The sequence below is a fragment of the Lysinibacillus sp. GJ-1 genome (genome assembly GCF_021166035.1).
GTDB classification, from domain to species: domain Bacteria; phylum Bacillota; class Bacilli; order Bacillales_A; family Planococcaceae; genus Lysinibacillus; species Lysinibacillus sphaericus.
The window spans coordinates 3,864,647-3,885,399 of record NZ_CP088912.1 but is presented as its reverse complement, the minus strand read 5'-3'; the positions used below and the strand labels follow the sequence as shown (position 1 = coordinate 3,885,399).

Here is a 20,753-nt window from a genome sequence, read left to right as displayed (position 1 = left end):
GAGTGGAAAGTATGGCTGTAAAGGCATTGCTTTTTGATTTTGATGGTACACTATTAAATACAAATGACTTAATCATACAATCATTTATGCATGTGTTAGAAGAGAGATTTCCCGGGCAATATTCGCCAAAAGATTGCTTGAAATTCATGGGTCCGTCATTAAAACAGACATTTAGTGTTTTAACGCCAGGAGAAGAAGATGAAATGATAGCAAAATACCGCGCTTGGAATGAACCGCATCATGATGAGCTTGTCACAGAGTTTCCTGATGTTGTGTCAACTTTAGAGCAATTAAAGTCAATGGGGATTAAATTAGCCATCGTCTCAACAAAGCGCAATGCGATGATTGACCGAGGGTTGAAGATCCTAGGTGCTAGTCATCTATTTGAGGTGATCGTGGGAACTGATGATGTCCAACATGTGAAGCCTGATCCAGAGCCAGTTTTACTTGCTCTTACACGTCTTGGTGTCGCAAAGGAAGATGCCATTATGATTGGTGATAATTCACATGATATTGAAGCTGGACACAATGCGGGTGTAAGAGCTGCGGGTGTCGCATGGTCAATTAAAGGGGAGCAATATTTACAGCAGTTTAATCCAGAATATCTATTGCACCATATGAAAGATTTACTTGCTATTGTGAAAGAGGGGTAAAGGCATGGCGCGTAAAACGGAAAGATATCGTGTCGAAGGAGCAAATTCGCTATGGAATGTATATGATACGGTGTCCTTTTGGAAGGTGATGAAGTGCTTCATTGTCATTCAAATTGGACGCTTCACACCTTTTTTACGCGTGAAGAACTGGCTGTATCGCACTTTTTTAAAAATGAAGATTGGTGACCAAACGTCTTTCGCTTTAATGGTCATGCCAGATACGATGTTCCCAGAACGTATTCATGTCGGCAATAATACAGTGATTGGCTTTAATACGACAATTTTAGCGCATGAATATTTAATTGAAGAGTATCGTTTAGGAGATGTTCATATTGGCAATGAAGTAATGGTTGGTGCCAATTCAACCATTTTACCAGGAGTGACAATAGGTGACGGTGCTATTGTGTCTGCGGCAACACTCGTACATAAGGATGTACCAGCAGGTTGTCTAGCAGGTGGCAATCCGATGCAAATTATTTACACTGCGGAACAGATGGCGGAGCGTAAACGAAGTGAAGTTGTCCAATGGTGCACGCCGAAAAAGTAAAGAAGATGAAAAGTGTTAGATTGACTGCAAATCAATCTAACACTTTTTTGCTATGGCGTTATTGTACGCTACGGCGGTGCTTTCCGCTCAGCACAGTAAGCCGCAACCCTCGCTAACGCGCAGAATGCCAGCGTCTTACGTTGTGCGCGTTCTGTGCAGGAGTCACCGCCTTCGCTACCAACAACTAGTGAACACTTCTAATTTATTGCAAAAGCAAGAATAGCTAAGTTCTCCATATAGCGAAAATTTATGAACACCTTTCCTCTGTTCTTTAAATTTTTTAGTAATGTCCCAACCTCTTTTTTTGCTATGCCGTTATTGTACGCTTCAGCGGTCCTTTCTACTCAGTACACTAAGGCTGCAACCTTCAACTCATTTCGCTTGCAATTATTATATTTTTAAAGCAAGAACCAAGAACAGCTAAATTTAAAGTAATGTCCGCATTTTGATGTCCCCTACATAAGTGAGGCAATAGTCTCGATAAACATTTCACTTTGTGTAAATAGGTGTATAATTAACAGAAGTATTGAAATTATTTGTGAATTTAATGTGTAAAACATTGACTGAACTGAAGGAATGAGTTAAAATACTTTCATATTCTAATTCTCTAATACTCTAGTGAATTAAAGTGAAACGTAAGGAAGTGTCCACATGTCGTCGATTAAAATGTTCGAAAAGCCACTTGGTATGCGTGATAAATTTCCGCAAATTTATGAAAAAGTAGAAGCTGTAAGACATACAGGTCGAAATTTTTTACGCTCAAGAGGCTATGAATTTATCAAAACGCCTACAGTAGAGTATTTCGATACGGTAGGGAAAGCATCTGCAATTTCCGATGCGCATTTATTTAAGCTTGTAGATAGTCAGGGCAATACGCTCGTCCTACGTCCTGATATGACAACACCGATTGCTCGAGTAGCCACTTCAAAATTATTGAAAGAAATGATACCGCTGCGCTTAGCTTACTTTGCAAGTGTATTCCGTGCACAGGAAACAGAAGGTGGACGTCCCGCAGAATTTGAGCAAATGGGTATTGAGTTAATTGGTGATCATTCCGTGTTTGCGGATGCAGAAGTAATTGTTACAGCAATGGAGTTATTAAAACAATTTGGATTAGAAAATTTCAAAGTCACAATAGGACATGCAGGTGTCTTGAATTGTATTTTACAGGACTATACAGAAAGCATCGAACAAGAAGATGTCCTGCGTACACTGCTTGTACAACGTAACTATGTAGGCTTTGAGGAGGCAGTTGCATCATTTGATTTACCAAAAACAAAATCAGATGCATTGTTACAGTTTATTGAAGAGGCAATGACCTTAAAGGAAATTCGTGATATTGAAAAATATGTGCGTAAAAATGACGCATTAGAATATATGCAACAACTTGCAAAATTATTAGAAGTCGCTGATCTTGCACAGTATGTCGCGTTTGATTTTACTCTTTCAAGCCATATGAGCTATTACACAGGTATGTTATTTGAAGTATTTGCTTCAGGCAGTGGTTTCCCATTAGGAAATGGTGGCCGTTACGATGGTTTGCTTGAAGTATTTGGATCAAAGGTCGGTGCTACAGGCTTTAGCATTCGTGTAGATAGATTATTAGAAACGATTACTGCACAAGCTTCGGACAAGGAAGAAGCCATTGTGGTGCTATTCGAGGAAGAAAATTTTGAAGAGGCTCTAGAAAAAATAGAGGCTTTAAGAGCAGCGGGTAAACAAGCGACTTTACAGTTGAGAAGTAGTTTAGTTGATGAAGCAGCCTTTTTAACGCATTTTACAAAGGTAGTTGTTGTTGGACAGGAGGAAATTCGCGGTGAATGAATTAACCATTGCTATGCCGAAAGGGCGCATTTTTGAAGAGGCATACCAAATGCTTATTGAAGCGGGCTTTAATTTACCAGAAGAGGTTGAAATGTCGCGTAAATTAATGATCGAAATCCCAGAAGAAAAAATTCGTTTTATTCTAGCGAAACCTATGGATGTACCTGTTTATGTTGAGCACGGTGTAGCCGATATTGGAATTGCTGGAAAAGATGTTTTACTGGAGCAACAGCGCGTGGTACATGAGCTTCTTGATTTGAAAATAAGTACTTGCTATATTGCTTCAGCTGGCTTACCGAATACGACGATGAACGAACTTGCGCCACGCATTGCGACGAAGTATCCGAACATTGCGATGAAGTATTATAAAGGGATTGGCGAACAAGTAGAAATTATTGAATTAAACGGGTCGATTGAGCTTGCGCCAATGATTGGTTTAGCAGATCGTATTGTGGATATCGTATCGACTGGACGTACGTTAAAAGAAAATGGCTTAGTTGAGTATGAGTATATTACAGAAGTTTCCTCACGCTTAATTGCCAATCCCGTAAGTTACCGCATGAAAGGTGACCGCATAATCGATTTGGTGAAACGTTTAAAGAAGTGTGTCGACTAATGAATGTTGTTTCATCGTAATAACTGCAAAGACGCAAGTTGCGAAAAGGAACTGCACGAATAGCTAGAAATTTAAAGGAGACTTTTTCCATGAAAATCACAAAGTTAGCAAAAGGTATTTCCTTGAAACGACCACTTGAAGGTGGCAACGAAGAACAATTAAAAATTGTACGACAAGTATTGGCAGATGTGCGAGCACAAGGTGACAGCGCAATACGTACATATACAGAAAAATGGGATGGCTTTGCTCCAGACAATTTACGTGTTACAAAGGCAGAGATTAAAGAGGGAGTAGAGGCAATCGACGCGCAATTATTTGCAGATTTAACAGAAGCTGCCCACAATATTCGCGTTTATCATGAGCAACAAAAACGTTCTGGCTATCGTTTGGAATTAGCAGATGGCTCTTGGCTTGGGCAACGGATTACCGCACTCGATGCAGTAGGTCTTTACGTTCCTGGAGGAACAGCGGCCTATCCTTCTTCCGTGTTGATGAACGTTATTCCTGCTCAAGTAGCGGGTGTTGAGCGAATTGTTATCACATCACCTGCGGGGCGTGACGGGAAATTACCTGCTGGTGTACTTGCCGCCGCTCATATATTAGGTGTGGAAGAAGTATATAAAATTGGTGGGGCACAGGCAATTGCAGCACTTGCCTATGGAACGGAAACAATTCAAGCCGTCGATAAAATAACTGGTCCAGGTAATATTTACGTTGCACTTGCTAAACGCGAAGTATTTGGTGAGGTCGCGATTGATATGATTGCTGGACCAAGTGAAATTGCCGTAATCGCAGATGATACAGCTTTTGCAGATGAGGTAGCTGCAGACCTATTATCACAGGCAGAACACGATAAGATGGCCTGTGCTATTTTAGTGACAACGTCTGAGCAACTTGCTCACAATGTGGCGCTGGAAGTAGAAAAACAATTAGCGACTTTACCACGTGAAGAAGTAGCACGTGCCTCAATCGAAAATTTTGGCGCGATTTATATTGCTGAAACGATGTCAGATGCAGTGGAGGCAATTAATTCATTAGCCCCTGAGCATTTAGAAATCGTGACCAAAAATGCCGAAGCGGTGGCAGAGCAAGTGCGCCATGCAGGTGGTATTTTCATCGGTCGATATAGCTCCGAGCCTGTTGGAGATTATTTTGCTGGCACAAACCATGTGCTACCAACAAACAGCACAGCGCGTTTTGCAAGTGGCTTAAATGTGGATGACTTCGTAAAAAAATCGAGTATCGTTTATTATACTGAAAAAACTTGGGCAACGAACGCCCCGAAAATTGCACGCTTAGCTCGGATGGAAGGCTTAGAGGGCCATGCTCGTGCTGTAGAATCTCGTGGATGGGAAAAGGAGTAATACGATGACAGAACAGAAACGCTACGCAAAGGTAGAACGCAAAACAAATGAAACACAAATTTCAGTTGCCATTGAGTTAGATGGCGAGGGCAAGGCGGATATCCAAACAGGTGTTGGCTTTATGGATCACATGCTGGATTTATTTATTAAACATGGTCTATTTAATGGCACAATTCAAGCGAATGGTGATACGCATATTGACGATCACCATACAACGGAAGACCTTGGCATTGTATTAGGACAAGCCATTCGTCAAGCGCTCGGCGATAAGAAAGGTATTAAACGTTATGGTAATGCCTTTGTACCAATGGATGATGCACTGGCACAAGTTGTTGTCGATTGTTCAAATCGTCCACATTTAGAGTATCGTGTGCCTGAACTAAAAGAGAAAGTAGGAACTTTTGATACGGAGTTAGTGCATGAGTTTTTATGGAAATTTGCGCTTGAAGCAAGAATGAATGTCCACGTTATCGTACCGTATGGTCATAATACACACCACATTATCGAAGCTATTTTTAAAGCATTAGCTCGTGCCATTGATGCGGCAGTTGAAATTGATCCTCGCGTTAAGGGTGTACCTTCCACAAAGGGGCTGTTAACGTGAAAATAGGTGTGATTGACTATGGGATGGGTAATTTATTTAGTGTTGAACAAGCACTAAAACGACTTGGCTGTGAAGTCATTGTAACAGCACAAGAACAGGAACTAGATGAAGCTGATGCCCTGTTACTGCCAGGTGTGGGCGCTTTTCCCGATGCTATGAAACGTTTAGCTGAAACAAAATTAGATTGCTATTTACAAAAGGTACAAGCGGAAAATCGACCATTGCTCGGTATTTGTTTAGGCATGCAGTTATTATTTGAGGAAAGCGTAGAGGTGACACCAACGAAGGGACTAGGTTTCTTCAAAGGCAGCATTCAACGTTTTAGCGGCATTCAAGGGGAGCAATCTTATCGAGTACCTCATATGGGGTGGAATGAATTAATTGTGATGAATCGACCAGCATGGCTCAAAGACGAGGCACCTGCCGATCACGTTTATTTTGTCCATTCTTTTTATGCGACGAATATTGAACCGACAGAACTAGTGGCCTATGCTGACTACCATGGCATTGAAGTCCCAGGGATTGTTGCCAAAGGCTCGATCACAGGTATGCAATTTCATCCTGAAAAATCAGGTGAGTTAGGCGTGTACTTATTAGAACAATGGTTAAAAGGGGTGGCGGCGTGCTAACGAAACGTATTATTCCATGTCTTGATGTGAAGGAAGGACGAGTTGTTAAAGGTGTACAGTTCGTATCATTACGTGATGCAGGAGATCCGGTAGAGCTTGCAAAGTTTTATGATGAACAAGGTGCAGATGAGCTTGTTTTCCTAGATATCTCAGCATCGCATGAAGGCCGTGACACAATGGTCGATGTAGTGCGCCAAACTGCGGCGACACTAGCCATTCCATTTACTGTTGGTGGCGGTATTCGCTCGTTAGAGGATATGAAGCGTATTTTACGCGCAGGTGCTGACAAAGTATCTGTTAATACTTCTGCCTTAGAACGCCCAGCGCTGATTAAAGAAGGTTCTGACTATTTCGGAGCACAATGTATTGTTGTTGCAATTGATGCGCGCTATAGTGAAGAAGACGGCACGTGGATGGTCTATACACACGGTGGTCGCAACAAAACATCTTGGCAAGTAATAGAGTGGGCAAAAGAAGCTGTCCGCTTAGGTGCTGGCGAGATTTTATTAACAAGTATGAATCAAGACGGTGAAAAATCTGGCTTTGATTTAGCTTTAACGAAGGCTGTACGACAGGCCTTGACAGTCCCAGTCATTGCAAGTGGTGGTGCAGGGAATGCCGAACATTTTTACGAAGTATTAGCGGACGATGTAGATGCAGATGCAGCACTTGCAGCATCCATTTTCCATTACAAAGAAACGAGTGTAGCGCAAGTAAAACAATACTTACGTGAAAAAGGAGTGGCAGTAAGATGATAGAGAACATTAAATTTGACGATAAAGGTCTTGTTACAGCAGTTGTGCAAGATGCCAATACAAAAGAAGTATTAACTGTAGCTTATATGAATAAAGAATCATTAGAAAAAACATTAGAATCAGGCGAAACTTGGTTTTACTCACGTTCTCGTGAAGCGCTTTGGCATAAAGGAGCGACGAGTGGTAACGTACAAAAAGTAGTGTCCATTAAAGCCGACTGTGATGGCGATGCATTAGTTGTAGAAGTACTTCCTGCTGGTCCCGCATGCCACAATGGCACAACATCTTGCTTTACGACAGTACTGCAAGAAAAAGCAAAAGTTGGTTCGGTTAGTATTATCCCTGAGCTAGTCAAAGTCATTGAAAAGCGTGAGCAAGATATGCCTGAGGGTGCATATACTACATATTTATTCGATAAAGGCATCGATAAAATTTGTAAAAAAGTTGGGGAAGAAGCAACAGAGGTAGTTATCGGTGCAAAAAATCGTGATGCAGAAGAAGTAAAATGGGAAGCGGCTGATTTAATTTACCACTTACTAGTTTTACTGCAAGAACAAAAAGTAAATGTTTTTGACGTATTACATGTGTTGGAAAAACGTCACGAGGAGAAATAACAGCATATCGCTTATTGTATGGTATAATATGAGTTACTGTAAAAAGGAACGTATAATGCGTTCCTTATTTCTTGTTTCGGAGGAAATATTTTGGAAAAGAAACGTCAAAAAGAGAAGCAAACGAATGTCGTATCGTTCATTCCAACAGGCGACTATTATTATAAAAAATCAATTCAAGCGATGAATAGTGGTCAAATGGATAAAGCCTATAAATACTTACAACGTGCTGTAGATTTAAGTCCAGATGATCCTATGATTTTATTGCAATTAGCGATTGTAGAGTTAGAAGGTCAAGGTTTTGAGGAAGCCTATGATCTGCTTCGTCGTGCCTATCAATTAGACCCAAATGAGCCAGAAATTATTTTTTATATGGCTGAGGTATCAGGATGTGTCGGCATTATTCAAGATGCCAAACGCTTTGCAGAGCAATACTTAGAAATGGAACCTGAGGGTGCATATGCGGATGAAGCGGCAGAAATATTAGACTTTGTTGCTTTTGAGCACAATGAATATGAAGAGCTGGAAGGCAGTGGCGAGGATTTATATCGGCAGGAGCAAGCACGTCGTTGCATGGAAAAGGGTGACTTTCCAGAAGCAATCAATATTTTAGAACAATTAGTAGAAGATAGACCGGAATTTTGGTCAGCATACAATAATTTAGCTTTAGCTTATTTTTATGTAGGTGAAGCGGAACAGGCTAAAGCGATTTTGAACACGGTTTTGCGTGAGAATAAAGGGAATCTCCATGCATTGTGTAATCTAACGGTTATTGCCTACTATGAGAAAAATGATGAGGAATTAAATGCTCTTTTAGAAGTATTGGTGAAAATTCAACCTTATGCTTGGGATCATCGTTACAAATTGGGCGCAACGCTTGCACTGATTGGTCAATATGAAACTGCATTTAAATGGCTACGAAGCATGCAGAAGCGTGGTTATTTAGGAGATCCAGGGTTTTACTTTTGGTTATCTCATGCGGCCTATTTTTCTGGTTACGATGATATTGCCAAAAATGCTTGGGAGCAGTTGCTTGAGTTAGATCCAGATAAAGAAGGTTTTGAACCTTGGCGTCAGCAGGAAAATACATATGAGCTTGACGCATTAGAGCATGATCGTGACTTCATTGTAGCGAAGCTTGAAAGTGAGTATATAAGTGATCGTTTATTTGGCTTATTTTTATTACGAGGAACAGCGCATAAGCAGGAAATCATTGCGCATCCTAAATGGATAGATGTAGAGCAATTTGGTGCTTTTGAAAAGCTTTTTTAGCTTATGCACTTACCATCAGTTTGATGAGAAAAACAAAGTAGAGGCAAGTTTTTTAAGAGCCGTACGTGTACCCGAGATTTTGTTGGAGCACTATGGAAAGTTGACGACAATCGTCGCACCAATGTTCCAAATGTGGTTCGTGCTTTGTGAACAAGCACTTAGTCAAAATTATCGCTTTACAAATCCGGCTGCTATTGCAGGTGCAAATGACTTTTTATTCCGCTCATCTCGCATGTTGAAGGTGACGAAAAAAGAAATCGCAGAGCAATATGGCATATCTGTAGCAACATTATCGAAATATATAGATGAAATATTAATGTACTTACCAACGAGTTAAATTGAAGTTGTGAGCAACTTAGTTGAATAACTTCATGCTTTCACATACGATGAACATACTGAACGTTATTATAAAAAAGTATTACGAGTTTAGGAGGAAGTAAGTATGTCAGAAGAAAAAATTTATGATGTTGTAATTATTGGTGCAGGTCCTGCCGGAATGACTGCGGCTGTTTATACATCACGTGCAAATCTTTCAACATTAATGATTGAACGTGGTATCCCTGGTGGACAAATGGCGAATACGGAAGAAGTAGAAAACTATCCAGGATTTGATACTATTTTAGGGCCTGAGCTATCTACTAAAATGTTCGAGCATGCGAAAAAATTTGGTGCTGAATATGCTTACGGTGATGTCTCAGAAATCATTGATGGTGAAGAATATAAAACGATAAAATCAGGTACTAAGGAATATAAAACACGCTCAATTATACTTTCTACTGGTGCAGAGTATAAAAAAATGGGTGTACCTGGTGAAAAAGAGCTTGGTGGACGTGGTGTCAGCTATTGTGCTGTATGTGATGGTGCATTCTTTAAACAAAAAAATCTCGTTGTCGTAGGTGGCGGAGATTCTGCTGTTGAAGAAGGTGTGTATTTAACGCGTTTTGCTGATAAAGTAACAATTGTTCACCGTCGTGATAAATTACGTGCACAAAAAATTCTACAAGATCGTGCATTTGCAAACGACAAAATTGATTTCATTTGGAATGCAACAGTGAAAGAAATTAACGAAGCTGATGGTAAAGTAGGCAGCGTTACATTGCAATCAACTGTCGATGGCACAGAATCTGAATTTGCGGCTGATGGCGTATTTATTTACATTGGGATGTTGCCATTAACAAAACCTTTTGAATCACTAGGCATTTTAAATGAAGCTGGTTATATTGTGACTAACGACAATATGGAAACAAATGTACCAGGTATTTTTGCTGCTGGGGATGTGCGTGAAAAAACGCTTCGTCAAATCGTTACTGCGACTGGCGATGGCAGTATTGCGGCGCAAGCAGCACAACATTATGTTGAAGAATTACTAGAAAAAATTAACGCATAAAAAGCGTTATACCAGTGATGGTCTCAAAAATCTTAGAAGTGCATTGCAATTTAGTTATTACCGGAAAAAATACAAATTTTTAATACGGTTTTAATATTGCTGTAACTTGAATGACATATAAAAGGTGTAATATAAAGACTGTAATTAGCAATCCCCCTTTTATTTTTTTAGTAGGTTGTTTCCGCCTAAATTAGGTGGGAGCAACCTATTTTTAGTGCCAGTCACTCAAACAATTCTGAATTTTTAAAGCGTTGCAAGTAGCTTATTTTACGTAATAGTAAGCCTAATGCTAATTATTTTGGATATGTCATGTCTTACAGTAGAAAACTGTATACTATATGTAGAGGGAATAGTGTAAAATAATGGTTATTGAAAGATGCGTTGACCTTTTCTGCATGCATTTGAAACCTTTGGGATAAGTTGATTTAATCATTTTTTTGCGCAAGATTCCATAGTTGTGAAATGAGGACAAACTCTGATAGGTCTTGCTATAATAAAAAATAGAATGCAAAAGAGATTAGAGGTGTGCCTATGCAAAGAATTGCAAACTTAATCGCCGTAAAAGACGGCCAAGTATTATTACTTCAAAAGCCGAGACGTGGCTGGTATGTAGCACCAGGCGGGAAAATGGAGAGCGGTGAGTCTATTTATGAGTCTGCTTTACGTGAGTTTCAGGAAGAAACAAATGTAATCCCATTGAAAGCGCATTTAAAAGGTGTCTATACGATGGTTATTAAAGAAGATAACGTTAAGGTAGATGAATGGATGTTGTATACTTTTGTAGCGAAGGATATAGAAGGTGTACCATTCGAAGAAACAAGAGAAGGTAAGCTTGCATGGCACCCAATTGAGGATTTGAAACATTTGCCAATGGCTGAAGGTGACCGAACAAATTTACAATTTGCTGTATCACAATCAGGCATTCAGTACGGTACATTCGAATACACGAAGGATTTTGAATTACTTCATGAAAAAATACAAATATCAATAGAACAATAAAGGAGCTGCATGACAGTGGTGGTTGAAAGTCAACAACATGAATTGGTCATTATTACAGGAATGTCTGGAGCTGGAAAAACGGTAGCTATTCAAAGCTTTGAGGATTTAGGGTATTACTGTATTGATAATTTACCACCAGCGTTACTCACAACTTTTTTAACTTTACTTAGAGATTCAGGTAAAAATATTACACGTATTGCCGCGGTCATGGATATGCGTGGCGGTGACTTTTTCGATTCGCTCATTGGTGCGCTTGACCATATATTAAAAGAAGGCGATATTGTTGCGCGGATTTTATTTTTAGATGCTGATGATCAGACGCTTGTAAGACGATATAAGGAAACAAGACGTGCACACCCATTAGCTGTAACCGGTTTACCTTTAGATGGTATTAAACAAGAACGTATACTTCTATCTGAAGTGAAGGGCCGCGCTAAATTTGTTTATAATACCTCCAACATGAAACCAAAAGAGTTACGCGAGAAAATTGTCAATGAATTTGCAAGCGATGCAGATCATACTTTTTCAATTAATATTATGTCCTTTGGATTTAAACATGGTATGCCAATAGATGCAGATTTAGTATTTGATGTGCGCTTTTTAAAAAATCCATATTATGTGGAGGAATTGCGCCATAAAACAGGTTTGCAAACAGAAGTTTCTTCTTATGTATTAGCGTTAGAGGATACACAAATCCTAATTCAAAAACTAACGGATTTGTTTGAATTTATGGTACCGCTTTATAAACAAGAGGGGAAATCACAACTTGTCATTGCTTTTGGTTGTACAGGAGGACAGCATCGTTCGGTGACGTTGGCAGAATATTTTGGTGCTTGCTTAGCCAAAAATGAAAATGCTGTGATATCGCACCGTGACATCAATCGAAGAAAGGATTGAGTGAATGGGGAAAAAGCATACAAGGCTAGTTGTAATAGGTGGTGGTACTGGCCTTTCCACGTTACTGCGTGGTTTAAAGCATCACCCGTTTGATATCACTGCAATCGTAACAGTTGCGGATGATGGTGGTTCCTCAGGACGTCTACGTGATGACTATGATATTCCCCCACCAGGGGATGTCCGCAATGTCATCGCTGCATTATCAGACGTGGAGCCACTTGTTGAGCAAATGTTTCAATATCGTTTTTCTGTATCAGATGATTTGAACGGTCATTCTTTAGGTAATTTAATGTTAACGGCTTTAACAGATATAACTGGGGATTTTAGCCATGCTATTAGTGAGATGGGAAAAGTGCTAAAAGTACATGGGCGAGTGATTCCAGCTGCTAATAAAAAGATTACTTTACATGCCGAGTTAGAAGATGGCGTAATAATTGAAGGTGAGTCTAAAATCCCGACAGCATCAAAACGCATTAACCGCGTTTTTTTAGTGCCTGAAAATGTGCAACCGCTACCAGAAGCAATACGGGCAATTAATCGGGCAGACTATATTTTAATAGGACCTGGAAGCTTATATACAAGTATTATTCCGAATTTGCTTGTGAAAGCAATTGGGGAGGCCTTTGTAAAAGCAAGGGGTCGCAAAATTTATGTATGTAATTTAATGACTCAAAAAGGTGAGACAATTTCCTATACAGCAGGTGACCATGTGCAAGCGATACACAAGCATGTTGGTAATTCTTTTATCGATTCTATTTTAGTCAATGATGAGCAACTGCCACATCCTGTAAAAGAACTATATAAAGAAGAATGTGCAGAGCCTGTAACATTTGATGTAGGAAAGCTTGAAAGTATGGGATTAGAAGTTATTAAACGAGATATTGCAACCATTCGACCTGATGGGACAGTTCGCCATAATGCGGCAAATGTTGCAAAATGGCTTGTGGATTATGCAAAAATCTTACCCAAAAAGTAAGGAAGCCTACAATAGAGTCCTAAAGAATGCTTGTTGTATATGGTAAGATGAACATATACATAGAAATAAAGGTCGAAAGGGGGGCGTGCTATGTCATTTGCTTCAGAAACAAAAAAAGAGCTTACACAGGTAGAAGCGGACGACTACTGTATGAAAGCGGAAGTATCCGCGTTAATTCGTATGAATGGTTCGTTATCTTTTGCTAACAAACAACTTAGCTTAGACGTGCAAACCGAAAATGCTGCAATCGCACGAAGGCTTTATACGATAATGAAGAAGTTGTATCCATATAATGTGGAGCTACTTGTACGTAAGAAAATGCGATTGAAAAAAAATAATGTGTATATATGTCGTGTACGTGAAGGTGCACGGGAATTGCTCATTAATTTAGCTATTATTTCAGATGATTTTCAATTTAATCATACGATTTCTAAAGAGCTGATTAAAAAGAGTGGTCATAAAAGAGCCTACTTACGTGGAGCGTTTTTAGCAGGTGGCTCGGTAAATAATCCAGAAACGTCTGCCTATCATTTAGAAATTTATTCTTTGTATAAAGAGCATGGTGAGGCATTAATGGATTTAATGAACGAATTTGAATTGAATGCAAAAACCATTGAACGCAAGAAGGGCTTTGTGACATACTTAAAGGAAGCGGAAAAGATTTCCGACTTTTTAAATATTGTCGGAGCCCATCAAGCCATGATGAAATTTGAAGATGTTCGTATATTACGCGATATGCGCAATAGTGTGAATCGTATTGTGAACTGTGAGACAGCAAACTTGAATAAAACAATAGGTGCTGCACTGCGTCAGGTAGAAAATATTCGATTTATCGAAAATTCCATTGGCTTGGATCAGTTGCCTGAAAAACTGCGCGAAATTGCACGCCTACGTGTGGAATATCAAGATGTGACGTTAAAAGAACTTGGTGAAATGGTATCAAGTGGAACGGTTAGTAAATCAGGAGTCAATCATCGATTGCGTAAAATAGACGAAATAGCAGATGCATTAAGAAGAGGTGAAAAGATAGGCGGTTAAGTTTTCATGCGTATTCGATATGAAAGCAAGCACAATCGCTTATTGTTCTTCTGCTGTTAAGTGAGGTAATATAATACTAATAGATGAACGGTAGTGAAGGGGAGTATTGCGAATGACTGAAAAAACAGTCCAGGTAAAATTAAAATTAGGACTTCAAGCTAGACAAGCAGCGTTGTTTGTACAGGAAGCAAATCGTTTCAGCGCTGATATTTTTCTTGAGAAAGACGATAAAAAAGTAAATGCCAAATCCATTATGGGTGTAATGAGCTTAGCCATTGCAAAAGGCACGAAGGTTGTTTTAAGCAGTGAAGGTAGCGATGCAGAGCAAGCGGTTTCATCCTTAGCTGCGCTTATTGAAAAGGAAGACTAATCAAAAACCTCTAAGTCACAAGAGCTTAGAGGTTTTTGATATGGCCGTTGGGCGGACACATATGAAAGTTGCGACTCGCGCTAGTGAGCGGATGTTTTATGTCTTACGTGAGAGCCTAGCACCCATTAAAAAAACCGCTAAGCCATTTGAGCTTAGCGGTTTTTCTAATTAGCGTTCGTTACGTACAAAAATATGGTCGATTAAGCCGTATTCTTTCGCACGTTCAGCTGTCATGAAGTTATCACGGTCTGTATCTCTTGAGATGACTTCTAATGGCTGACCTGTACGTTCAGATAAAATACCATTTAATTTTTCACGAAGGAATAAAATGCGTTTTGCCGCAATTTCAATTTCAGTCGCTTGACCTTGTGCACCACCAAGTGGTTGGTGAATCATTACTTCTGCATTCGGTAATGCATAACGTTTACCAGGTTCACCAGCAGCAAGTAGGAAAGCACCCATAGATGCAGCCATACCAATACAAATTGTTTGTACTTTTGGCTTGATGAATTGCATTGTATCGTAGATTGCCATACCAGCTGTAATCGAACCACCTGGTGAGTTAATGTAAAGAGAAATATCTTTATCTGGATCTTCTGCTTCTAAGAATAGAAGCTGTGCAACGATTGAGTTTGCAACGTTGTCATCAATCGCACTACCTAATAGGATAATACGGTCTTTTAGTAGTCGTGAATAAATGTCATAAGCACGTTCACCACGACTTGTTTGTTCAATAACTGTAGGAATTAAATTCATGTTAAATCCTCCTTAAAAAACTAAATTCGAATACTTTTACTGAAATCATCCATTATATTTCAGTTGTAACCTTATCATACACATTATAGTCAGGGAAGGTCAAATATTAACGCTGATATTAAGAAATAAAATATATAACAAAAATAAAAATTTATAGTTGAAAAATGGGCAAGACGTTTGTATAATGGAAAGGTCGTAAGTTAAAGTACAGTACACTATTTTGCAGGTATGCTTCTGAAATGAGGATTATCTACATGATGCTTTACCGTAAAGCCTTAGAGTGAGTACTTTTTTTATGTTCAATTGCCCTCGTGGTGTAATGGATAACACGTAAGATTCCGGTTCTTGCACTGGGGGTTCGATTCCCTCCGAGGGCGCCATTTTACTGATTATTTGATATACTTTTATAGCTCGTTCTCCTATAAGTAGTTTAGCAGCCTGCTTAGGGGAGAAAGAGAGGAATAGGGGGGAATATTGTCCCGTAGGCATTATTCCCAGATTTATTCCTTTCTAAACCTTCAAAAAGCAACAACTCCAAAAATTTTTTTTAGTGAACATACCGAACGTGAGGCTAGCATGCTAGCCCAAAAGAAGAATCCTATCTGAGGGGATTCTTTTTTTGTGCTCAAAAATATCTAAAATCTGTATAAAAACGATCTTAAAATTGCATAAGTATACATTTTGTGACAAGTATCTTGTTTTTATTACATAATTTTTCTTCATTATGCTTAGTAAAATTCATTTTTATGAAAAAATAATCACTTTTATACGAAATCGTATTGTATATCAACTCTATTGACACTATAATTGACCTAATAGTCTAACATTTCCGAATTGAGAAAAATGAAGTGGTCGGAAAATGATTAAATGTTTAGGGGGAAAAACTATGAAAAAACGTTTTTGGACGTTATTGATGATCGTGGCGGCATTTACGCTTGTGCTAGCGGGCTGCGGTGCTAAAGAAGACACATCTACTGGTGATGCACCGGCTGATGGTGGCGCGAAGGACAAGGTGTATAAGGTAGGAACAGAGGCTACATTTGCACCGTTCGAGTCAATTGACGATAAAGGCAATATTGTAGGATTAGATGTCGATATTTTGCAAGCGATTGCTGATGAAATGGGCTTTAAAGTAGAATGGGAAAACATTGGCTGGGAGCCAGTATTCCAAACAATTAAAAATGGTGAAACACATATCGGTGCATCTGGTATTACGATCAATGAAGAACGTAAAGCATCATTTGATTTTACAGAACCATATTATGAATCTCAATTATTAATCGTTGTAAAAGAAGATTCTGATATTAAGTCATTAGCTGATTTAAAAGATAAAAAGATTTCAGTACAAATTAATGCAACGGGTCATATGGCAGCAAAAAAATTACAAGGCGATGCAAGTACAAACATCATGGCATTTGAAAACCAACCAGTTGCTATTCAAGAAATGTTAAACGGTAACGTAGATGCAACAATTGGTGACAATGCAGTTATTTACGAATATATCAAGGCAAATCCAAATGCAAAACTTAAAGTAATTGAAGATGATGCATTTGAAAAAGAATACTATGGCTTTATGGTGAAAAAAGGCAATACGGAGTTATTAAAACTATTAAATGAAGGTCTACAAAAAATTAAAGACAATGGTAAATTAGCAGAAATTACTGGTCAGGACTTTAAGTAATAAACGATGCCGTTAGCCGAATCATGCTAGCGGCTCATTTGATTTACTAGGGGATTTAATAGTAGAGAATTTGAATGGGAAAGTAGGGGTTCTGATGGACATCTTTGATTTACAATGGGACATAGTTTGGAACTACCGTGATATGTTTATACGTGGTATAGGTATAACAATCATTTTAACACTCAGCGGTTATTTTGGTGGTATTATTTTAGGCTTACTATTAGGTTTAGGAAAACTATCGCAAAATAAGTTAATTTACTGGCCATCTAAACTATATGTGGATTTATTCCGTGGAACACCAATGCTTGTGCAAATTTTACTAATTCATTTAGCGGTTATTCCAACAATTTTTGGTCATTCATTAGGTTATATGGTTTCTGGTATTACAGCACTTGTATTAAACTGTGCTGCTTATAATGCAGAAATTTTTCGTGCGGGTATTCAGAGCATTGATAAAGGGCAAATGGAAGCAGCACGTTCACTTGGCTTAACACACAATCAAGCGATGAAAAAAGTAATTTTACCACAAGCCTTTAGACGTATGATTCCACCACTTGGTAACGAATTTATTGCGTTACTAAAAGATTCTTCTCTAGTAACGGTTATTGCAGCACCAGATATTTTATATGCAAGTAAAGTAGTAGCGGGTGCGAGTTTCCGTTTCTGGGAACCGTATATTGTCGCTGCCCTACTATACTTGGTTTTAACATATGTTGTAACAAAGGTAGTCGCATTTATAGAGAAGCGATTTAGCAATAGTTATGTCCCTCGTAAAGCAGAAGGGAGAGAAGCAAGATGATTAAAATTGAAAACCTACACAAATACTTTGGGAAGCTCGAAGTATTGAAGGGCATTGATTACGAAATACAAGAGAAGCAAGTCGTTTGTGTCATTGGTCCTTCAGGGTCAGGGAAAAGTACTTTTTTACGTTGCATCAATATGCTGGAAGAAGTAACGGACGGTGCCATTTATATAGAAGATATCAAGATAAATGCACCAAAAACAAATATTAATGCCATTCGAGCAGAAGTCGGGATGGTATTCCAACAGTTTAATTTGTTCCCTCATATGAATGTCATTGATAATGTCACGATGGCGCCGATGCAAATTCGCAAAATGAGCCGTTCAGATGCAGAGCAACTAGGTCATGAGCTTTTGAAAAAGGTCGGTCTTGATAGCAAAGCTTATAGCTATCCTGAGCAGCTTTCAGGTGGACAACAACAACGAGTAGCGATTGCTAGAGCGTTAGCGATGAAACCAAAGGCTATATTATTTGATGAACCAACTTCTGCACTTGACCCAGAAATGGTGAAAGAAGTATTAGATGTTATGAAAAATCTAGCTTCTGAAGGGATGACAATGATTGTAGTCACACATGAAATGGGCTTTGCACGAGAAGTGGGCGACCGTGTTGTGTTCATGGATGGTGGTTTTATAGTAGAGGAAGGTACGCCAGAAGAGATTTTTGGTAATCCACAAAATGAGCGAACAAAGGCTTTTTTAGGGAAAGTTCTTTAATTTTTAATAATAGGAAAAACCATTCATCGCATTTCGCAATGAATGGTTTTTTGTTATTAATGGAGGGGATTTGTAGTAGTGCCGTACGAATCAAGCAATGCACGCATATCTTGTTGTGAGTATTGCGGCACTTGATAATAGCCATGCTTATTTTGGTAAATAGAAAGTTCGTATGCCATTTCGATACAGTTGGGAATACTATCAGCAACAACACGACGCACAACTGGATTTGTTGTTTCTGTCGCTGCTGCCGTTAAACATTTAGCAGACCCTTTATGTGCACCAAGCAAGAAGCCAGAAATGATTTCATCATTAATCTCACTCACATTTTGCATTGGCTTTTTCGGCTGTGAAGGCGTAATGCCATATTGGAAGTTGTTTCCTGTTTGCATTTCATAACGACCTGTTGGCACAGATGGATCATGTCCTGTTTTAAATGACTCCACAATCGTATTGTACATACCGAGTGTGAAATTATATTGATTGTCCAAAATGCTAAGTAATTCTGGATCTTTTACTTGCGGACGTAAAAGCATGGATTGATTCAGACATGCAATAATTTCGCCAATTGCTTCATGCATGTCCATTACTTCATGTCCACCGTGGTTTAGGCTTTGTTGTTGATTAGATGATGTTACATCATTTGATTCATTATAAAAAGATTGTGACAAAAAAAACGCCTCCTGAATGTATAGTTTGTTGCAGTAATTAGTATGTCTTGTTCGCCATATTTCATACGACATAAAACTGTTTGCATATATTTAGCATAGCGATGTTTTTTTGCAACACATTAGAGGTATAAGAAAAGAAAGTAAGGAGGCTGTAAAATTGAAAAAAATTTTTGGACCTGTCGCAATCATTATCATTATTTTAGGTGTATTCGCTTTATTATTTATTCCAAAATATAATAGCCTTGTGACGGCAGAGGAAAATGTGGATTCGAAATGGGCTCAAGTCGAAAATCAGCTACAACGCCGCTACGATCTAATTCCGAATTTAGTGGAATCGGTCAAAGGATATGCAAAACATGAGCAAGAAGTCATTGCCAGCATAACAGAGGCACGTGCACAGTTAGGTAATGCACAAACACCAGAGCAACAAGCGATTGCCAATGATGCGTTAAATGGTGCGCTTGGTCGATTGCTTGTAGTGGTAGAAAATTATCCGAATTTAAAAGCAGATGCGAATTTCCGCCAATTAATGGATGAGCTTGCAGGCACGGAAAATCGTTTAGCAGTAGCACGAGAAGATTACAATAATGAAGTACAAGGCTTTAATAAAATAGTAAAACGCTTTCCAGGTAATGTAGTAGCAGGTATGTTTGGCTTCGAGCAAAAGGAATACTTTAAGGCAGCAGCTGGGGCTGAAAAAGCACCGGCAGTAGATTTTAGTGATTCAGGTAAACAATAATGAAGCGTTTCACCGTAATACTTGCTTGTTTCATGTTTTTTGTAACAGTCGACAATGCATATGCCCAGTTCCCAACACCGATGAAAAATACGTACATTCATGATTTCGCTAATGTACTATCAACGTCTGTAAAGGAAGAACTCAATTCTTATTCAGAGCAGTTAGATAAAGGCACTGGTGCTGAAATTATGATTGTAACGGTGGATAGTATTCATGGGCAAGAAGCTAAAATGTATGCTACCCAATTGATTCGTGCTTGGGGCATTGGTGATGCGCAGAAAAACAACGGCGTTTTGCTACTGGCTACATTTGGGCAAGGGCAAGGAAAAAATGATGTGGTGATCGCGGTGGGCCAAGGGCTTGAGGGCGCGTTACCAGATGGGAAATTAGGAAGGATATTGGATTCTGCTTTTTATCCTTCTGCAAGTAATGGTGAAATTGACCAAGCATTTCAAGCGACGTATACAGCATTGTATCAAACTGTAGCGCAAGAATATCATTTGGAAGGTCAAATGCCAACTCAATCAGTAGAGGATGAATCGATGCCCACTTGGATGTTTGTACTACTCGTAATCCTCGTACTCGTCGTCATTATCTTCTCCAATGGAGGAGGCGGACCACGTTCAAGAGGACGGGGAAGAGGAGGTTATCCAGGTGGTTTTGGTGGAGGTTTTGGCAGAGGCGGCTCCGGTAGCGGAGGATTTGGAGGCTTTGGCGGAGGCTCATCTGCTGGAGGTGGCGCTAGCCGAAAATGGTGACCGAAAATGGTGACAGGCACCCAAACAATTTTGTCACTAGAACCGCAGTGGATTGACACGTTTTCGTAATAAAATAATTTACTAGCTA

The 20,753-nt window shown here is 39.2% G+C and carries 24 protein-coding genes and 1 tRNA gene; 23 read left to right on the top strand and 2 right to left on the bottom strand.

Annotated features, from left to right (window positions below; translation table 11 throughout):
- The first annotated feature begins 11 nt into the window (after nt 1-11).
- From ppaX to LO754_RS19170, 17 genes are all read left to right on the top strand, one after another.
- On the top strand, nt 12-653 hold the full coding sequence (ppaX, locus tag LO754_RS19245) for a pyrophosphatase PpaX (RefSeq protein ID WP_231785054.1): 642 nt from the start codon (nt 12-14) through the stop codon (nt 651-653).
- A gap of 4 nt (nt 654-657) precedes the next feature.
- On the top strand, nt 658-1,200 hold the full coding sequence (locus LO754_RS19240; RefSeq protein WP_024363886.1) for an acyltransferase: 543 nt from the start codon (nt 658-660) through the stop codon (nt 1,198-1,200).
- Between the two features lie 651 nt (nt 1,201-1,851).
- Nucleotides 1,852-3,024, top strand: coding sequence for an ATP phosphoribosyltransferase regulatory subunit (locus tag LO754_RS19235; protein ID WP_024363887.1), 1,173 nt, complete (start codon nt 1,852-1,854; stop codon nt 3,022-3,024).
- Complete coding sequence (hisG, locus tag LO754_RS19230; protein ID WP_024363888.1) at nt 3,017-3,640, top strand: ATP phosphoribosyltransferase; 624 nt, start codon at nt 3,017-3,019, stop codon at nt 3,638-3,640. The genes LO754_RS19235 and hisG overlap by 8 nt, the downstream gene beginning before the upstream one ends.
- Before the next feature lie 89 nt (nt 3,641-3,729).
- On the top strand, nt 3,730-5,004 hold the full coding sequence (gene hisD / locus LO754_RS19225; protein WP_024363889.1) for a histidinol dehydrogenase: 1,275 nt from the start codon (nt 3,730-3,732) through the stop codon (nt 5,002-5,004).
- A gap of 4 nt (nt 5,005-5,008) precedes the next feature.
- Complete coding sequence (gene hisB, locus LO754_RS19220; RefSeq protein WP_024363890.1) at nt 5,009-5,608, top strand: imidazoleglycerol-phosphate dehydratase HisB; 600 nt, start codon at nt 5,009-5,011, stop codon at nt 5,606-5,608.
- Entirely contained in the window at nt 5,605-6,237 is a 633-nt protein-coding gene (hisH, locus tag LO754_RS19215) for an imidazole glycerol phosphate synthase subunit HisH (protein ID WP_231785053.1), read from the top strand. Before hisB ends, hisH begins: the two co-directional genes overlap by 4 nt.
- The gene (gene hisF, locus LO754_RS19210; protein ID WP_231785052.1) at nt 6,231-6,992 is read left to right on the top strand and encodes an imidazole glycerol phosphate synthase subunit HisF; all 762 of its coding nucleotides are present in this window, start codon (nt 6,231-6,233) and stop codon (nt 6,990-6,992) included. The genes hisH and hisF overlap by 7 nt, the downstream gene beginning before the upstream one ends.
- Nucleotides 6,989-7,606, top strand: a complete 618-nt coding sequence (hisIE, locus tag LO754_RS19205) for a bifunctional phosphoribosyl-AMP cyclohydrolase/phosphoribosyl-ATP diphosphatase HisIE (protein WP_024363893.1) — start codon at nt 6,989-6,991, stop codon at nt 7,604-7,606. The genes hisF and hisIE overlap by 4 nt, the downstream gene beginning before the upstream one ends.
- Before the next feature lie 90 nt (nt 7,607-7,696).
- Nucleotides 7,697-8,875, top strand: coding sequence for a tetratricopeptide repeat protein (locus tag LO754_RS19200; RefSeq protein WP_435892042.1), 1,179 nt, complete (start codon nt 7,697-7,699; stop codon nt 8,873-8,875).
- On the top strand, nt 8,859-9,212 hold the full coding sequence (locus LO754_RS23820; protein ID WP_435892041.1) for a hypothetical protein: 354 nt from the start codon (nt 8,859-8,861) through the stop codon (nt 9,210-9,212). Before LO754_RS19200 ends, LO754_RS23820 begins: the two co-directional genes overlap by 17 nt.
- A gap of 105 nt (nt 9,213-9,317) precedes the next feature.
- On the top strand, nt 9,318-10,262 hold the full coding sequence (gene trxB, locus LO754_RS19195; RefSeq protein WP_231785051.1) for a thioredoxin-disulfide reductase: 945 nt from the start codon (nt 9,318-9,320) through the stop codon (nt 10,260-10,262).
- A 531-nt stretch (nt 10,263-10,793) separates the two neighbouring features.
- Nucleotides 10,794-11,261 (top strand): NUDIX hydrolase, encoded by a 468-nt coding sequence (locus LO754_RS19190; protein WP_231785050.1) that lies wholly within the window; start codon nt 10,794-10,796, stop codon nt 11,259-11,261.
- A gap of 9 nt (nt 11,262-11,270) precedes the next feature.
- The gene (rapZ, locus tag LO754_RS19185) at nt 11,271-12,158 is read left to right on the top strand and encodes an RNase adapter RapZ (protein WP_029747357.1); all 888 of its coding nucleotides are present in this window, start codon (nt 11,271-11,273) and stop codon (nt 12,156-12,158) included.
- 4 nt (nt 12,159-12,162) lie between these two features.
- Entirely contained in the window at nt 12,163-13,134 is a 972-nt protein-coding gene (locus LO754_RS19180) for a YvcK family protein (RefSeq protein ID WP_231785049.1), read from the top strand.
- A 90-nt stretch (nt 13,135-13,224) separates the two neighbouring features.
- Nucleotides 13,225-14,172, top strand: coding sequence for a DNA-binding protein WhiA (whiA, locus tag LO754_RS19175; protein WP_024363899.1), 948 nt, complete (start codon nt 13,225-13,227; stop codon nt 14,170-14,172).
- A gap of 112 nt (nt 14,173-14,284) precedes the next feature.
- Entirely contained in the window at nt 14,285-14,542 is a 258-nt protein-coding gene (locus LO754_RS19170; RefSeq protein ID WP_024363900.1) for an HPr family phosphocarrier protein, read from the top strand.
- Between the two features lie 168 nt (nt 14,543-14,710).
- On the opposite strand, the gene clpP is transcribed toward LO754_RS19170, so the two are convergent.
- Nucleotides 14,711-15,298: an ATP-dependent Clp endopeptidase proteolytic subunit ClpP gene (clpP, locus tag LO754_RS19165; RefSeq protein ID WP_024363901.1), complete on the bottom strand. Its 588-nt coding sequence runs from the start codon at nt 15,296-15,298 to the stop codon at nt 14,711-14,713.
- Nucleotides 15,299-15,603: 305 nt separating this feature from the next.
- Here clpP and LO754_RS19160 point away from each other — a divergent pair.
- The 4 genes from LO754_RS19160 to LO754_RS19145 all read left to right on the top strand — a co-directional run bounded on the left by LO754_RS19160 (nt 15,604) and on the right by LO754_RS19145 (nt 18,497).
- Nucleotides 15,604-15,678, top strand: a tRNA-Arg gene (locus tag LO754_RS19160).
- A 506-nt stretch (nt 15,679-16,184) separates the two neighbouring features.
- Entirely contained in the window at nt 16,185-16,979 is a 795-nt protein-coding gene (locus tag LO754_RS19155) for a basic amino acid ABC transporter substrate-binding protein (protein WP_024363902.1), read from the top strand.
- Between the two features lie 94 nt (nt 16,980-17,073).
- Nucleotides 17,074-17,778: an amino acid ABC transporter permease gene (locus LO754_RS19150; RefSeq protein ID WP_024363903.1), complete on the top strand. Its 705-nt coding sequence runs from the start codon at nt 17,074-17,076 to the stop codon at nt 17,776-17,778.
- Complete coding sequence (locus tag LO754_RS19145; protein WP_108031045.1) at nt 17,775-18,497, top strand: amino acid ABC transporter ATP-binding protein; 723 nt, start codon at nt 17,775-17,777, stop codon at nt 18,495-18,497. The genes LO754_RS19150 and LO754_RS19145 overlap by 4 nt, the downstream gene beginning before the upstream one ends.
- A gap of 56 nt (nt 18,498-18,553) precedes the next feature.
- Here the strand turns inward: LO754_RS19145 and LO754_RS19140 are convergent, their stop codons facing one another.
- Entirely contained in the window at nt 18,554-19,168 is a 615-nt protein-coding gene (locus tag LO754_RS19140; RefSeq protein ID WP_024363905.1) for a spore coat protein, read from the bottom strand.
- 157 nt (nt 19,169-19,325) lie between these two features.
- Here LO754_RS19140 and LO754_RS19135 point away from each other — a divergent pair, with 157 nt between their 5' ends.
- Together LO754_RS19135 and LO754_RS19130 are read left to right on the top strand one after the other, a co-directional pair.
- A complete protein-coding gene (locus LO754_RS19135; protein ID WP_229387655.1) occupies nt 19,326-19,907 on the top strand; it encodes a LemA family protein in 582 nt (193 codons plus the stop codon).
- Complete coding sequence (locus LO754_RS19130; RefSeq protein WP_231785048.1) at nt 19,907-20,665, top strand: TPM domain-containing protein; 759 nt, start codon at nt 19,907-19,909, stop codon at nt 20,663-20,665. The genes LO754_RS19135 and LO754_RS19130 overlap by 1 nt, the downstream gene beginning before the upstream one ends.
- The last annotated feature ends 88 nt before the right edge of the window (nt 20,666-20,753 follow it).